General features: G+C 53.4%; 17 protein-coding genes. 5 read left to right on the forward strand and 12 right to left on the reverse strand.

Annotated elements, in window-relative coordinates:
* Positions 1-413: 413 nt before the first annotated feature.
* The 5 genes from BLP80_RS02740 to BLP80_RS16565 form a co-directional block, all read right to left on the reverse strand.
* The gene (locus BLP80_RS02740; RefSeq protein ID WP_090539905.1) at positions 414-719 is read right to left on the reverse strand and encodes a type II toxin-antitoxin system RelE/ParE family toxin; all 306 of its coding nucleotides are present in this window, start codon (positions 717-719) and stop codon (positions 414-416) included.
* Complete coding sequence (locus BLP80_RS02745) at positions 713-892, reverse strand: hypothetical protein (RefSeq protein ID WP_090539907.1); 180 nt, start codon at positions 890-892, stop codon at positions 713-715. The genes BLP80_RS02740 and BLP80_RS02745 overlap by 7 nt, the downstream gene beginning before the upstream one ends.
* Before the next feature lie 158 nt (positions 893-1050).
* Entirely contained in the window at positions 1051-1515 is a 465-nt protein-coding gene (locus tag BLP80_RS02750) for a Fur family transcriptional regulator (protein WP_090539909.1), read from the reverse strand.
* Between the two features lie 53 nt (positions 1516-1568).
* The gene (locus tag BLP80_RS15550; protein WP_176754245.1) at positions 1569-1706 is read right to left on the reverse strand and encodes a hypothetical protein; all 138 of its coding nucleotides are present in this window, start codon (positions 1704-1706) and stop codon (positions 1569-1571) included.
* The gene (locus BLP80_RS16565) at positions 1639-1785 is read right to left on the reverse strand and encodes a DUF1826 domain-containing protein (protein ID WP_218120355.1); all 147 of its coding nucleotides are present in this window, start codon (positions 1783-1785) and stop codon (positions 1639-1641) included. The genes BLP80_RS15550 and BLP80_RS16565 overlap by 68 nt, the downstream gene beginning before the upstream one ends.
* Here BLP80_RS16565 and BLP80_RS16085 point away from each other — a divergent pair.
* Positions 1741-1875, forward strand: a complete 135-nt coding sequence (locus BLP80_RS16085; protein WP_256324926.1) for a hypothetical protein — start codon at positions 1741-1743, stop codon at positions 1873-1875. The two genes, BLP80_RS16565 and BLP80_RS16085, sit on opposite strands and share 45 nt — an antisense overlap.
* A 115-nt stretch (positions 1876-1990) precedes the next feature.
* Entirely contained in the window at positions 1991-2806 is an 816-nt protein-coding gene (locus tag BLP80_RS02760) for an SDR family NAD(P)-dependent oxidoreductase (protein ID WP_090539913.1), read from the forward strand.
* On the opposite strand, the gene BLP80_RS02765 is transcribed toward BLP80_RS02760, so the two are convergent.
* The gene (locus BLP80_RS02765; RefSeq protein WP_090539916.1) at positions 2790-3221 is read right to left on the reverse strand and encodes a hypothetical protein; all 432 of its coding nucleotides are present in this window, start codon (positions 3219-3221) and stop codon (positions 2790-2792) included. The two genes, BLP80_RS02760 and BLP80_RS02765, sit on opposite strands and share 17 nt — an antisense overlap.
* Positions 3222-3574: 353 nt before the next feature.
* Here BLP80_RS02765 and BLP80_RS02770 point away from each other — a divergent pair, with 353 nt between their 5' ends.
* Complete coding sequence (locus BLP80_RS02770) at positions 3575-4063, forward strand: YajQ family cyclic di-GMP-binding protein (RefSeq protein WP_090539918.1); 489 nt, start codon at positions 3575-3577, stop codon at positions 4061-4063.
* A gap of 383 nt (positions 4064-4446) precedes the next feature.
* Here BLP80_RS02770 and BLP80_RS02775 read toward each other — a convergent pair whose 3' ends face one another.
* The 3 genes from BLP80_RS02775 to BLP80_RS15075 form a co-directional block, all read right to left on the reverse strand.
* Positions 4447-7251 carry a cation-translocating P-type ATPase gene (locus BLP80_RS02775; RefSeq protein WP_090539920.1) on the reverse strand — a complete coding sequence of 935 codons (2805 nt, stop codon included), beginning with the start codon at positions 7249-7251 and terminating at the stop codon, positions 4447-4449.
* Positions 7235-7435 (reverse strand): hypothetical protein, encoded by a 201-nt coding sequence (locus tag BLP80_RS15070; protein WP_143002214.1) that lies wholly within the window; start codon positions 7433-7435, stop codon positions 7235-7237. Before BLP80_RS15070 ends, BLP80_RS02775 begins: the two co-directional genes overlap by 17 nt.
* Positions 7436-7747: 312 nt before the next feature.
* Positions 7748-8065 carry a hypothetical protein gene (locus BLP80_RS15075; RefSeq protein WP_143002215.1) on the reverse strand — a complete coding sequence of 106 codons (318 nt, stop codon included), beginning with the start codon at positions 8063-8065 and terminating at the stop codon, positions 7748-7750.
* Between the two features lie 159 nt (positions 8066-8224).
* Here BLP80_RS15075 and BLP80_RS02790 point away from each other — a divergent pair, with 159 nt between their 5' ends.
* Together BLP80_RS02790 and BLP80_RS02795 are read left to right on the forward strand one after the other, a co-directional pair.
* Positions 8225-9487 (forward strand): TIGR03862 family flavoprotein, encoded by a 1263-nt coding sequence (locus BLP80_RS02790; protein WP_090539926.1) that lies wholly within the window; start codon positions 8225-8227, stop codon positions 9485-9487.
* Complete coding sequence (locus BLP80_RS02795; RefSeq protein WP_090539928.1) at positions 9484-9813, forward strand: nucleotide pyrophosphohydrolase; 330 nt, start codon at positions 9484-9486, stop codon at positions 9811-9813. Before BLP80_RS02790 ends, BLP80_RS02795 begins: the two co-directional genes overlap by 4 nt.
* 17 nt (positions 9814-9830) lie before the next feature.
* On the opposite strand, the gene BLP80_RS02800 is transcribed toward BLP80_RS02795, so the two are convergent.
* The 3 genes from BLP80_RS02800 to parC form a co-directional block, all read right to left on the reverse strand.
* Complete coding sequence (locus BLP80_RS02800) at positions 9831-10988, reverse strand: methyltransferase (protein ID WP_090539930.1); 1158 nt, start codon at positions 10986-10988, stop codon at positions 9831-9833.
* Positions 10989-11065: 77 nt separating this feature from the next.
* Complete coding sequence (locus tag BLP80_RS02805) at positions 11066-11428, reverse strand: MTH938/NDUFAF3 family protein (protein WP_090539932.1); 363 nt, start codon at positions 11426-11428, stop codon at positions 11066-11068.
* A gap of 560 nt (positions 11429-11988) precedes the next feature.
* A complete protein-coding gene (gene parC / locus BLP80_RS02810) occupies positions 11989-14394 on the reverse strand; it encodes a DNA topoisomerase IV subunit A (RefSeq protein ID WP_090539934.1) in 2406 nt (801 codons plus the stop codon).
* Between the last annotated feature and the right edge of the window lies 1 nt (position 14395).

Genomic DNA, 14395 nt, shown 5'->3' on the forward strand with positions numbered 1-14395 from the left:
AATGATGGCATCACAGATCATGTTCCTGCTCTCGTAAACTCAGAACTCAGAGTAACTACAGTGTGGCAAAAGGACGGGGTGTTACCAAAAACCTTTGTCATACACCGTGTTTCAAAATAGGACATTGGCAATAGAAGTAGAACAAATTTGGGGTCAGGTCGCGAATCAAGAAAAATAAGAACGGCGATTAGGGTTATTGTTCCCAAAAATAAAAAATTCTTGATTCGCGACCCGACCTCAATTTCTGTGCTCGAGCCGGGAGTTGCAAAAGCATTTCCTAGCGAGAAGGCCGTAAATGAGGCGTTAATGTCATTGATTAAGCTGGCTCGGGCATCAACTGGTCTAACAAAAGACTCAAGTGAACGTTCGTAAAATGCACGGACTAGTCCTATTGGGGGATATCATCAAAGGGTCTAGTCTTTTGCTTCCCTTAAAATATCGTCGCTTATTAGTTTTCTTCTTTGATGTACCACGGCGAGTATCAATATAGCCTGATTACTGATCTCATAAATAATTCGATAAGAATACAGGGGCAATTCCCTCACATTATCATCGTTGAGCTCGGGAACTATTCTGCCAATTTTTGGAAACTCGTCTAGCCCCTCGATTTCCTCGCGGATATCCTGAACAACTTTCTTGGCGTAATAACGGGAATCATGGGCGATAAAATCATGGATGGCACGTAAATCGGCCTTCGCTGGCTCAGTCCAGATTACCACGCCTCTATTTCTCGTTTAAGTTGTTCGCTGGTCACAGTTTTCCCCTGTTCCGCAGCTTCTTGTCCCTTCCTGATCTTATCCAACACATAAAGCCGATACATAATTTCATCCATATCTGCATCGTCAGGCAATTGGTCGATCGTTTTCAATGCTTCCTGTTTTGCTGCTAGCATATTACTTACCTCGCTTTCCGGTAAAATACTTTGTTGGTACTACCATAAAATAGTCTTTAATCTTGAATCTGCCAAGTCTCTAAAAAATTTGACTGGTCCGTGAATAATGCAATCCAAAATAATCCCTCACCTCTTTCACGCATTCAAAAGCATGGTCATTACATCGAGTCACTTTGGCAGCGTGCACAAAGCCCATGCAGTTCGAGTTGCTGGTGGGCCAGCGTAAAACCGGTGTTTTGAATGCTGCGCGCGAGTTCCGTCATGATGTGCTGTTTGATGCCGATCTCTTTGACGCTATGGCAGCGGTCACAAATCAGGAATTGCGGGGTTTCGTGTTGATGATCACAGGCAATATGGGCGCATGCTATATACAGACTGGCCGTTTCAAGCTTGTGGACCAGTTTTCCCTGAATCAGAAAATCCAGCATGCGATAAACCGACATCACCGGCAATGATTGATTAAACTGAGTTTTATATCTTTCCGCGATTTCATAGGCAGAAAGAGGGATCGAGGAACGCAGCAACACGACGAGCACATTTTTGCGCTTGGTGGTTAGTTTGACGCCTGCCGATGCGCACGCCTCTTGTGATTTCTGGATGATAGGGTCGATATCGACGGACATTTCTCATCATTTCCTGTGACTTAATCAACGATTAACCGGCATTCATAGCCGATTCAAGCAAAATCCAAAGTCAGCAGTCGCCGCGTTTCATTCGCATCAAGCGCCAGTGAACGATGAATCACGCTATCTCCTTCCTGCAAGCATAACACGATCGATGGCTTTATCCAGCCACTCCGTTCCTTTGCCAGCATACGTCGTGATCAAACGGCAAGGCACTTTGTCTGCATGGAAACGCGGGCACAGGGTTTTGGCAAGCACATTCAGCCGCACGCCGACGTTTTCCAAATCAAACAAGCAAGCAAGCAGGCAAACATCTCGGCCACCCAGCTGACATCGTCAATGAAAGCATTAGGCGCGTGATGCCGGGGCAGTTATGCCGGCACTGTCAAATCAACCAAGGGAATTTTGGCGGGTTTTGATTGCCTTTTGGCCATGAACCCGTTATTTTCCAAGTTGCACACTCTGACATCACATCATGACACAACGCATTGCATTGGTAACCGGCGCATCCAGCGGTATTGGCAGAGCGACGGCGCTACTGTTCGCCAGAAACGGCTATTACGTCTTTGCCATGGCACGGCGCATGGACAGGCTGGAGCAGATACGTTCGGATCACATTGAACCGATTCGTCTTGACGTGACCGATGCGGAGGCTATCCGGGCGGCTGTAAACCATGTCATGGCAACCAAAGGCCGGATCGATGTGCTCGTGAACAACGCAGGCTATGGTCAGTTGGGGGCAGTCGAGTGCGTTTCGATGGAAGCGGCCCATCAGCAGTTTGAAGTCAACGTTTTCGGCTATGCACGTTTCATGCAGGCAGTGATACCACATATGCGGGCGCAGCGGTCGGGGTGCATTATCAACATTGCCTCGATCCTGGGCAAAATCTCCATACCGGGTTTCGGCTGGTATGCGGCTTCCAAGCATGCTGTGGAAGCATTGTCGGAAACCTTGCGTGGAGAAGTGATGAAATTTGGCATCAACGTGGTGGCCATTGCCCCGGGCCTGATCAAAACTGAATTTGCCGCAAAGGAGCTTGAATTGCTCAAAACGGTTGCACATCCCTCCGCTTATCAGAAGCTAGTGACCGCGCTCCCGCGACTTCTGGCAAATGAGCCCCAAGCGCCGGGACCGGAAATTATCGCAAAAGCAATACTTGATGCCGCTACGGCCTCATTTCCTCCTATGCGACATGCCCTGCCTGCGGACTCTAAAACGGCAGTGGTATCAAGATGGCTGCTGGGCGGCCGTATTTTTGACTGGGCCGTTCGTCTTAAGATGAAAATCTGAGCGCCAGAACGGCAGTTCTGCCAGCGTGCGTCTCAAGGCATCCCATTATGGGGCGCACAACGATACGGATTGCGGTGAGACCTTCTGCAGAGACATTTTCTTCGCGCCCAATGATCGCATAACGCAGTGGCAGGCGCTCCTCGGAAGCGGAAGTTGCAGCTGTCCCCGTAACAACTCGTGCGCTGTGTCTATCAATCACATCGAGATATTCGTTCAACTGAGCGGTCGTAACCTCTTGGGCTCCGATGGGGAATCCAAGTACACTTTCTGGATTGGGTATTTCATTTGTGAAAACAGGAATGGACTGGAAGGGTAAGCAAGTTGCACTAGGAGGAGGAGGCGTCGTCCCATTGCTGGCAAAAGCGATCGGCGCAATGATTGCAATGAATATTGCTGCTGCGACATAACGGTACATCTTAGCCTCCTTGAGGTGCGCCTGCTTCAATTTTCTGATCGATACTTGAAGCAAAAGCAAAGAATCAAACCAATACCGCTTTACTGCATTAACCCGAATATTTCATAAATTCGCGTTAAGATGGTAAGGAATAAGACATAGGTAGGCAATAATGCAGTTGCATACAATTAGATTCTTCAGTAGTAGGATCAAAAAATAGCCATAAGAGCGCTGAAGAGGACGCTCAATCGTTCATGCGTAATCATGTGCAAGGGTAAAAAATCAGTGCTACCTTCTACAAATAAGGCCAGATCTGGTATTTTTATGGTGATCCCTAATAATTTGTCGTTTTCGTGGCCTAATGAGGAGTAAACATGCCGTCTTTCGATATCGTATCCGAAGTAGATAAAACCGAAGTCAAGAACGCAGTTGAGCAAACCAACAAGGAAGTCAGTACGCGCTTCGATTTCAAAGGCTCAGACGCGCGCGTGGAACAGGCCGAAATGGTGCTCACCCTGTATGCTGACAATGAATTTCAGTTGAGCCAGGTGCAGGATATTCTCACTACCAAGCTGACCAAACGTAGCGTGGACATCCGAAGCCTGGATGTCAGTGACAAGATCGAGAAAGTCAGCGGCAACAAGGTAAAGCGTTCCTGCACAGTGAAGGTAGGCGTGGAAACCGAACTGGCGAAGAAGATCGTCAAGCTGATCAAAGAAAGCAAACTGAAAGTGCAGGCCAGCATTCAGGGCGAATCCGTGCGTGTTACCGGCAAGAACCGCGATGACTTGCAGGAATGCATTGCATTCGTCAAGAAATCCATTACTGACTTTCCACTGCAATATCAGAATTTTAGGGATTAAGCCGGATATATCTCCATTCCGCCGCTCTTGGATGGGTATGCAGAGCGGCATTTTCGGTGTTTCTCATAATGATAGATTGATTCATTTTGTTCGGGAGTAATGTTGATGGGAACGCGCGTGACAACCCAATCTTTACGATCAAGCTATCAATCAGCTCAAGGTTACGCTTAACGCGAATTTATGAAATATTCGGGTTAGGGGTATTCGTCCACCCATATGGCGCGGCGAGGATCACTTCCTCGCTCCACGTCGCGATTTAACGGATGATAGTCTCATCGTTCCCAACGGCTTTTGCTTCGTGTCAGGCGCATTTCAATCAGCGGGCAAGCGTGCTGCCACATTGTCATTGCCTACGTTGCCTGCCCCCTCTCCGCTGACATGATCTACCTCCCTGGATGCCGCGGTGCACGCAGCGTGCCTGAACGGACAACAAACTTGCTCAGCTCGCGCAGCCACAATACTGAGCTGGCCACCATCGCGCAGAACAGCCAATCGCTCGCGTTGAGCGGTGCCGTGGAAAATGCCTGTTGCAGAAACGGTACGTAGACGACCGACGCCTGCAGAGAAAGTGACAGCAAAACGGCGCTCCACAGCCACTTGTTGGAGAACAATCCCACGAACGCACTGCGCTCGTCTGAGCGCGCATTGAAGACAGTGAAGAGTGAGAAGAGCACCAGGGTGGTAAAAGCCATGGTGTGCGCGTAGTGGATGTCACCGTCGCCTTCGATCAGGCCGCCGGGCAGGCTCGCGTCCAGCACAAACAGTGTTCCCGCTGCCATGATGACGCCCACCTGCAGGATACCCCACCACATGCTGGGAGTAATCACAGTTTCGCTCCGCGGGCGCGGCGGCTGGGTCATCACATCAGCATCCGCCGGGTCGGCGCCCAGCGCCAAGGCCGGCGCGCCGTCAGTCACGAGATTGATCCACAGGATCTGCGTCGCGAGCAGCGGCAGCACGAGACCGCCGGGCGACGCCGCGGTCAGCCCGATGACGTCAGCCAATAACACGCCGAAGAACATCGTCATCACCTCGCCGATATTCGACGACAGCAGGTAGCGCAGGAACTTGCGGATATTGGCGAAGATGGCGCGTCCCTCTTCCACGGCGGCCACGATCGAAGCGAAATTATCGTCTGTCAGCACAATGTCGGCGGCTTCCTTGGACACGTCTGTGCCGGTGATGCCCATCGCTATGCCGATATCGGCAGTCTTCAGCGCAGGGGCGTCGTTCACGCCGTCCCCAGTCATTGCCACGATTACGCCCTGGTGCTGCAGCGTTTTCACAATACGCAGTTTGTGCTCAGGATTGACGCGTGCGTAGACCGATACCTCGCGGACAGTCCGCTCCAGCATTTCGTCGGACATCTTCGAGAGTTCGGCACCGGTCACGGCGCGCGTGTCGGCCGCCATGCCGAGTTCGTCAGCGATGACCGCAGCCGTCGCCGGATGATCTCCGGTGATCATGACAGGACGGATTCCCGCCGCCCGCGCACGCGCTACCGCTTCTTTCGCCTCTGCCCGCGGCGGATCGATCATGCCGATCAATCCCGCGAACACCAGCTCCTGCTCCACGCACTCGCTCACCTCTTCCGCATTGAACGCGTCCACCGGCAGCAACCGGAAGGCCACCGCCAGCGTACGCAGCGCTTCGCGCGCGAGCGCTTCGTTGGTTTTCAGAATTTCGGCCTTCCTCGCTTCCCCAAGGACTCGGGTATCTACACCGACGAGCTCGTGCGTGCAGCGCGCAAGCAGCACGTCCGGCGCACCCTTAGTGAAGGCGATCAAGTGCCCCCGGCGCTCGGCATCGGTGTGCACTGTCGTCATCAGTTTGCGCTCTGACGAGAATGGAACTTCGCCGACGCGCTCGAAGCGCGCGTCGAGCGCGTCGTCTTCCAGCCCCACTTTACGAGCTGCCACGACGAGCGCGCCTTCGGTCGGATCGCCTTGCACCGACCAGCAGCCATCGCGCTCTTGGAGTACAGCGTTGTTGGCGCGGTCGCCAACCGCGAGCGCGCGCTCAAGCTCCGAGCGCAGCATATCGTTAACCTGGCTGACCTCGCCTACGGGTGCATAGCCAGTGCCGCCAAGCTCGACCCGTCCGCTCGCTGTCACCACCGCGCGCACGGTCATCTCGTTGCGCGTCAGCGTTCCAGTTTTATCCGAGGCGATAACACACGCCGAGCCGAGGGTCTCGACCGACGCAAGATGGCGCACGATGGCGTTCCTCTTCGCCATGCGCTGTACGCCAAGCGCGAGCACCGCGGTCACCACTGCAGGCAAGCCCTCCGGTACCGCTGCAACCGCCAGCGCGACGCCAAGGATGAACACGTCGAAAATCGCCGCGGCCCCGCGTACCTCCTCCACCAGAAGGATGGTACCGATCATCACTGCGGCGATAACAATGACGATAATGCCCAGAATTCTGCCGACGCGGCTCAGCTCCTTTTGCAGCGGCGTGGTCTCCACCGGCGTTTCCTTCAGCATGCTGGCGATGCGCCCCATCTCGGTCTGCATGCCGGTCGCAATCACTACCGCCCTGCCACGCCCGTAGGTGGCCACCGTGCCGCTGAAGATCATATTGTGCCGGTCGCCCAGCATAGCCTCTTCCGCGATCGGGTCGGTGCCCTTCGACTCCGGCAGGCTCTCACCGGTGAGCGCTGCTTCCGCCGTCTGCAGTGCCGTCGACTGGAGAAGCCGGGCATCGGCGGGAACAGTGTCGCCCTCCTCTATTAGAATGACATCGCCCGGCACGAGCTCGGCCGCCAGGACGCTGCGTCGTGCGCCGCTGCGCACGACGGTGGCATGCGCCGCCGACATGCCGCGCAAGGCTGCCAGCGCCTGCTCTGCGCGTGCCTGCTGGACGTACCCCATGAACGCGTTGAGCAGCACGACAGCGAGAATGGCGATCGCTTCATAAGGCAGCGCGGAATCGCGTTCGAGCAGCCACAGGCCAGCCGAGATCAGGGCAGCGACGAGCAGCAGGATGACCAGCGCATCCTGGAACTGCGCGAGGAACTTGCGCCAGACGGGAACAGCCTTTTCCACCGCGAGCTCGTTGCGCCCGTGCCGCTCGAGCCGCGCGCGCGCCTCCTCCTCGCTTAGACCGCGATGCGCGTCGGACCCTAGCGCCGACAGGACTACGTCGACCGACTGCCGGTACGGGGCGCTGTCAGCGTTGGAAGACATGTGTGCCACCGGCGAAATCGCAGATCGGGTCCTTGAATCCCAGGCAAATCGGTGCAGCGCCAAGTCCGGGCACGGGGAGCATGTCGCGCATGAGCAGCTTCCCCGGCTCCTGGAGGAAGCCACACAGCAGCCCCCGCCATTTGCGGAAAAGCGTGGCAGCCTGTTGTTTCTCTACGTTGCTCATGATTGATATACTCCTATCAGTTGATGGTTAAAAATATTAGCACGACAACAAAACCGGGAATAAAGGATCATTGAAAAAGCTGTGCAGCAAACATGATCAGCCTCCTTTCGCAGTTCACAAAAATGTCGTTTTCTGGCGTCCCCGTCAACCCAGCCCGCTCAGCCGCATCTATTCGAGCGTGCTTTTATAGAAGATCTCGTTCTTGATGATCACGATAAAATTGCGCTCCCCGCTCATCGCAAGAAGCTCGCAGTTAGCTGAAAGCGGCGATCTTCGGCACTTCGATATTGCTGTGGATCTGCGCAAGGTGCGTCAGCATGGTATTCTGCTTGCAGGTACCGTCGGCGTCGAACGGCAGATCCATTCCGAAAGCTCCCCTGACGTTGCATTGCTTAGCCAGCATGTCCCCGCTGGCAGCCCGATTGCAGCAGAGAAAATATCGCGCTCACCACGGCGCGAAACCAAGTCGTGCGCGCACAGCCTGGGCCGCAGGTGACAGCACAGATACGGCTTTATTTTCTCCCATTCCGCATCCGTCATATCGCTTGCATAGTTCTTGCGGTTACGCGCATAATCCCTGCGAGTTGCGGCGTCCATGCCATCGGTTCCTCCTTGTAAAGCATTGAACACTTTGCTTTGCAAGTGAATCAAATCGTTAGCCCGAATATTTCATCCCGTGGATTAGGTATCTTTGCAAGATTCGGTTGATTTTTATCAGAAATATCGTCAGCTCGCTCCAGTGAGCGATGAGGATTGGCCATTTAATTCATTTTTAGTGTCTTAACGACCATGCCTACTATTGCCATTGTCGGTGGCGGTCCTGCAGGATTAACGGCTGCTGAAGTGTTAAGTCAACCAGGTTTAGACGTTCATCTCTATGATGCGATGCCTTCCGTCGGACGCAAATTTTTATTGGCAGGAATAGGGGGCTTGAATCTGACGCATGCCGAACCTTTTAACAATTTTGTTTTGCGCTACGGCAGCAGACAATCAGAAATAACACCGTTACTGCATCGTTTCACGCCGCAAATGGTCAGGGACTGGGCACGTGATTTGGGCATTGAAACTTTTGTGGGGTCATCACAACGCGTATTCCCACTGGAAATGAAAGCTGCTCCTTTATTGAGAGCCTGGTTACGCCGTTTACGCGCAGCGGGTGTGACTTTTCATACCCGCCACCGTTGGTGTGGTTGGGATGCAAATCAAGTTTTAAAGTTTTCAACACCAGACGGCGAGAAATTAATTCAGGCTGATGCCGTGATTTTAGCGTTAGGCGGCGGCAGTTGGGCAAAATTAGGCTCCGACGGCGCATGGTTGCCATTGCTGGCAGAACAAAGTGTAGCCATCGCCCCATTACAGCCTGCCAATTGCGGTTTTGAGGTACCTTGGAGCGAGTATTTTCGTGGCCGCTTTGCCGCGCAGCCGTTGAAATCGGTGATATTATCCTTCACCGATGCTAGCGGGAAACGTTATCAAAAACCGGGAGAATTCATGATTACCGTGACGGGTGTAGAAGGCAGCTTGATTTATGCTTTATCCGCGCCGTTACGTGACACGATTAATGCCTGTGGTTCGGTAACGGTTTATCTTGATCTTGCTCCTGACAGAAACTTACCTGGTCTAGTTAAAGCATTATCTAAACCGCGCGGTTCCAAATCTATGGCGAATCATTTACGTAGCCAGATAGGAATTACAGGAGCAAAAGCGGGGCTGCTGCGGGAATCTTTGTCTGCTGCAGAATTTGCTCATCCCGAGCTGCTGGCTGCTGCGATTAAAGCTGTGCCAATAAAACTCATGGCTACCCGCCCGATAGATGAAGCGATTAGTACCGCAGGGGGAGTTTGTTTTGAATCGCTGGATGCTCAATTAATGCTGAAAATGATGCCGGGAGTATTTTGTGCAGGAGAGATGCTGGACTGGGAAGCGCCAACCGGTGGTTATCTACTCACCGCTGCCTTGGCCAGTGGCCGGACAGCCGGAATGGGCGCTTTAACCTGGCTGCAAACGAGAAAAAAACTTTCATTAGCCACCGTTGGAACTGACCTCAAGTGAGCGATATTAAAGAAATCACCCGGGCATTACTTGAGTTTCGTGATGAGCGGGATTGGGCGCAATTTCATAATCCGAAAGATCTCGCGCTGGCGCTGAATATCGAGGCCGGCGAGCTTCTGGAAGCTTTTCTCTGGAAGCCTTCTGAGCAAGCAGACATCGATAAAGTGAAGGAGGAGCTTGCCGATGTCTTCGCGTTTGCTTTTCTGCTGGCTGAAAAATACGACTTTAATATTAAACACATCGTGCTGGAGAAGATTGAAAAAAACGCGCAGAAGTATCCTGTTGCAAAATCCAAAGGGATCGCAAAGAAATACACGGATTTATAGGAACTGTGCCTTCCAGATCAACGGTCATTTTGTCGTGTTAGTCGCCATAGTGAGGTAAGTTCTGCTCTACGAGCGGCGTGCAGCGGGTCAGTGGTATCCGCGACACGGGGATGGTGTGGTTTGACATCGGATTTACTCAAGACCCTCAGGCCTGCCGCGTCAATAGCAGCAAGCAATTCAGCACGCGTGCGCAATCCCAGATATTCGGCCAAATCAGAGAGAATCAGCCAACCCTCGCCTCCGGGCGCCAGATGTGCGCTGAGTCCATGCAAAAAACCCCGCAACATACGACTTCCCGGGTCGAATATCGCATGTTCAAGCGGTGAACTGGGTCGAGCGGGAATCCACGGCGGATTGCACACGATCAGCGATGCTTGTCCTTCCGGAAAGAGGTTTGTTTGCGCCAGATCAACCTGGTTTGCCAAGCCTAGGCGGGTCAAATTTTCGCGCGCACAGTCAATTGCACGCACATCCTGATCGGTAGCAACGATGCGCTGGATGCCCCGACGCGCCAGCACGGCGGCCAGTATGCCTGTGCCGGTGCCGATATCGAACGCGACAGAGTGTGTCGTGACCAGCCTAGGTAAAGGGGTATCTGCGACCAAACCGACGTATTCGCTGCGGATCGGTGCAAAAACACCGTAATGCGGATGAATACGTGCACCCAATGCTGGCAACGCTATGCCCTTTTTACGCCACTCAAAGGCCCCGATCAACCCCTGTAATTCACGCAGCGAAACGATATAAGCTTCTGCACGTGGGCCATACGCTTCCAGACAAGCTAAACGTACATCGGGCGCGCGACGTAAAGGGATGCTGTGATCTGCATTGAAAGGAATCTGCAAGCTGTCCAGGATACGGGCACGTTGCGATTGCGCCTGGCGATGCTGATGAAAGCGTTCGGCAGGGGACGAGGTTGTTTTTTTGGTTTGTGCGTCACCCTTTTTTTTATCTGCGCGCCGCGCCAACGCCTGCAGTAATTGGCGCGCGTTTTGAAAATCGCCTCGCCACAGCAGCGCTGTGCCTTCGCAGACCAAGCGGTAAGCCGCATCTGCTGTCACGCGATCATCGGCGACCAGTACGCGCCTGGGCGGCGGCATATCCTTTTCTGAACACCATCGGGCTGATCTATCAATGCCCGCTTCGTGCCAGCGAATGACGGGATAATCGCTCATGGTGGTAGGTAAATTATTCACGGTTGGGTAACAGGGACTAAGGAATAAAAATATAAATGCATGACAGCATCCAGAAATCAGCAAGTAACATGAAAAAGTCCAATAATTGAGCCTTTAGCCTTGTTCCACTGGTGAATGGCTTCGGGCGTGGGTGAGAGATCAATTTGGATCTCCTTTTTCTTGAAATACTCCGCGGCCTCTTTAGAGAGTGTTACATTGCCATTGTGGCCTGAACCAATGATAAGCCGTTCAGCCCCCTTTTCGAAGATGTGCTCAGCCTCTTCAAGCGAGATGATATGCGATGTCCCAAACACGGCCTTGGATAGTTTTTTCTTTCTTTTCTTGATCTCACCCGAAAGCCTGATGAGCACATCGCGATCGATATCAGTCCCATCGATAGTGATGGAGCCAAATTGGGTACCGTCAATCTTAGGTTTCATAAGGGCCCTCCTGAGGGATATTCATTATTCTATGGGCGGCTCAAGCGCACAACGGCATGCCTACACATTTCGGTCATAGGTGATGCTGTATTTAGCTTGTGTTTCCAAAGTCCTCGAACCTTTCGTATCTTGTTGAGACTCATTTTGGAGCCTGTCGGTTCAAGTTCAAAGTCTTACACGCATGAGTGAAACGGTGATGGAAGTAAATGCGACCAGCCAGTATTCTTAACCATCTCGACTCACCCGGCCACTGTTTCGATCACCGGTACAAATCCGCGATGCTATCGAACTCAGTCCTCTTCATGATTGGATTGAGCTTTTCCTAGAAGGAGACAAAATCCTCACTTAACGCGAATTTATGAAATATTCGGGTTAATATCAGACCCTCCCAAGCTCTTCCAGTCGTGCTGATGTGATCTTTATGTCGAACTCACATTATTTTAGGAGACCACATCTTTTGATATGAACGAAACCAGACAGTACCTGAATTAACCCCCATTAAGTCCCGCCATGAGCAATCCTTGATCGACAATCTTAAAGATTTAGCGTGGACCGCCTACTCAATCAGATTCTCCTCTGAATACTTCAATCTTTTCCGGTTTGAACTTGACCGGTGCCAGCATCCCCTTGCGTGCGCGGTGTGATACGAACGGTTGCAATTCTTCCCAATTTAACACCCCATGCGACAGCTTGCCGCCCCTGCCTGTTCCGCTGATCAAGAGTGATGAACCTTCCGGGAGCACTGCTGTGGCAATCAGCATCTCACCCTCATTCAGCCCGAGAATGATGACGCCCTTACCGCCCGACAACGCCTTCATTTCACTGAGCGGGAATGACAGCAGCTTGCCATTGCTACCCAGTGCCACGATCAGACTGCTGCCGCCGGCGACATCCGCCGGTGGCAGCAAGCGATCCTCTTGGCTCAGTGTCATGAAGGCCTTGCCAGCCCTCTGGCGCGATACCAGGTCTTTGAGCATCGCAATAAAGCCGTACCCGCCGGACGAACTGAACAGATATTGGGTATCCGGGGCTGCAGTACACATCGCTGCCGCTTTCATCTTGGGAGGCATGTCCAGCAAGGAAGCCAATGGCACACCGTCGCTACGTCCGCCGGGAATGTCGGTCGTGGACAGGCTGTAGGCACGCCCCCTGCTGTCCAGCACGATAACAGGATAAGTCGTGCGCGTTTGCCTGATCGCCAGCAGCTGGTCGCCATCCTTGAACGAGAGGGTGCTGATGTCCACTTCATGGCCTGTGCGCTGACGGATCCAGCCGTTTTTCGACAGGATGACCGTGCAGGGCTCATCCGGCACCGACACCGCCTTGGCAACGACACGTTCAGCAGCTTCAATCAGCGTGCGACGGTCGTCGCCAAATTTTTTCACGTCAGCGTCGATCTCGCTGATGATCAACTTGCACATAGCCGTTTCATTGCTCAATACAATTCTCAAGCCTTCTTCTTCTGTTTTCAGCGCATTCATTTCATTCTCAATGCGGATGGCCTCCAGCCGGGCTAGCTGGCGCAAGCGAATTTCCAAGATATCATCTGCCTGAATGGCGGAAATGCCGAACTGCGCCATCAGGTCAGCCTTGGGATCCTCCGCTTCGCGGATCACTCTGATGACTGCATCAATATTCAGCAGTACCGCCCTGCGGCCTTCCAGGATGTGCAGGCGCTTTTGCACCTGATCAAGCCTGGTTTGACTGCGACGGGTGACCGTGGTGGTGCGAAACCGTACCCATTCGGCCAGTAATTGCAGGATGTTCTTTTGATTCGGCCTGCCATCCAGTCCAATGGCGACCATGTTGGCCGGTACTGTGACTTCCAGACTGGTATGCGCGAGCAGCAGGGCGATAAACTGCTCCTGCGGCATGCGCGAAGAACGCGGCTCCAGGACGATACGCACGGAAGCCTCTTTGCCGGACTCGTCGCGCACGGTTTCCAGTGCCTCGAGGAACCGTTGCTTCATCTGTTTCTGCTCTATCGACAAATCTTTCTTGCCTGCTTTGATTTGCGGATCGGCATATTCGCCAATCTCTTCCAGCACTTTCTTGACCGAGACACCCGGCGGCAATTCATGCACCACCATGCGCCACTGGCCGCGCGCCTGCTGCTCTATGCTCCAGCGGGCACGCACACGGAAGGTGCCCCGACCAGTCGCATAGGCTTCCCGTATGTCACCGGGACTGGAAACCAGTTGGCCGCCACCGGGGAAATCCGGTCCCTGGATGTGTTGCAATACCTCATCAATGCCTATTGACGGATTATGCATCAATGCGATGGCGGCATTGCCCACCTCGCGCAGGTTGTGCGGCAAGCATTCCGTGGCCATGCCGACCGCGATGCCGGATGCGCCATTCAACAACAGGAAAGGGAGCCGTGCCGGGAGATCCACGGGTTCCTGCTCCGAACCGTCGTAATTGAGACGGAAATTGACAGTCCCTGCATCGACTTCGGACAGCAGCAGTTCGGCATACTGGGTGAGCCTTACTTCGGTATAGCGCATGGCTGCGGGGGAATCGCCATCGCGCGAGCCGAAATTGCCCTGACCATCGACCAGAGGATAGCGCAGCACGAAATCCTGCGCCATGCGCACCATCGCTTCGTAGGAAGCTGAATCACCATGAGGATGGTATTTACCAATCACATCACCGACCACGCGGGCCGATTTAACCGGCTTTGCCCCCTGGGTCAATCCCAAGCGATGCATGGCATAGAGAATGCGCCGCTGTACCGGCTTCTCGCCATCCGACACGGAGGGTAGCGCCCGCCCCTTGACCACGCTGATGGCGTAGCGCAGATAAACTTGATGCGTATATTCGGCCAGGTCGAAGCTACCGTCGTCGCTGTCATTGCCGCCTTGAGAAGATGCAGGCGGTATAGGGGGAGGTGATTCCGTTTCCTGCAGCATCTCTTGAGATGGCGAGGAGGCGTCCTGAATATCAAACAGATCCAAGTTCTTCATT

The sequence above is a fragment of the Nitrosomonas sp. Nm132 genome, from assembly GCF_900100485.1.
Classification (GTDB): Bacteria; Pseudomonadota; Gammaproteobacteria; order Burkholderiales; family Nitrosomonadaceae; genus Nitrosomonas.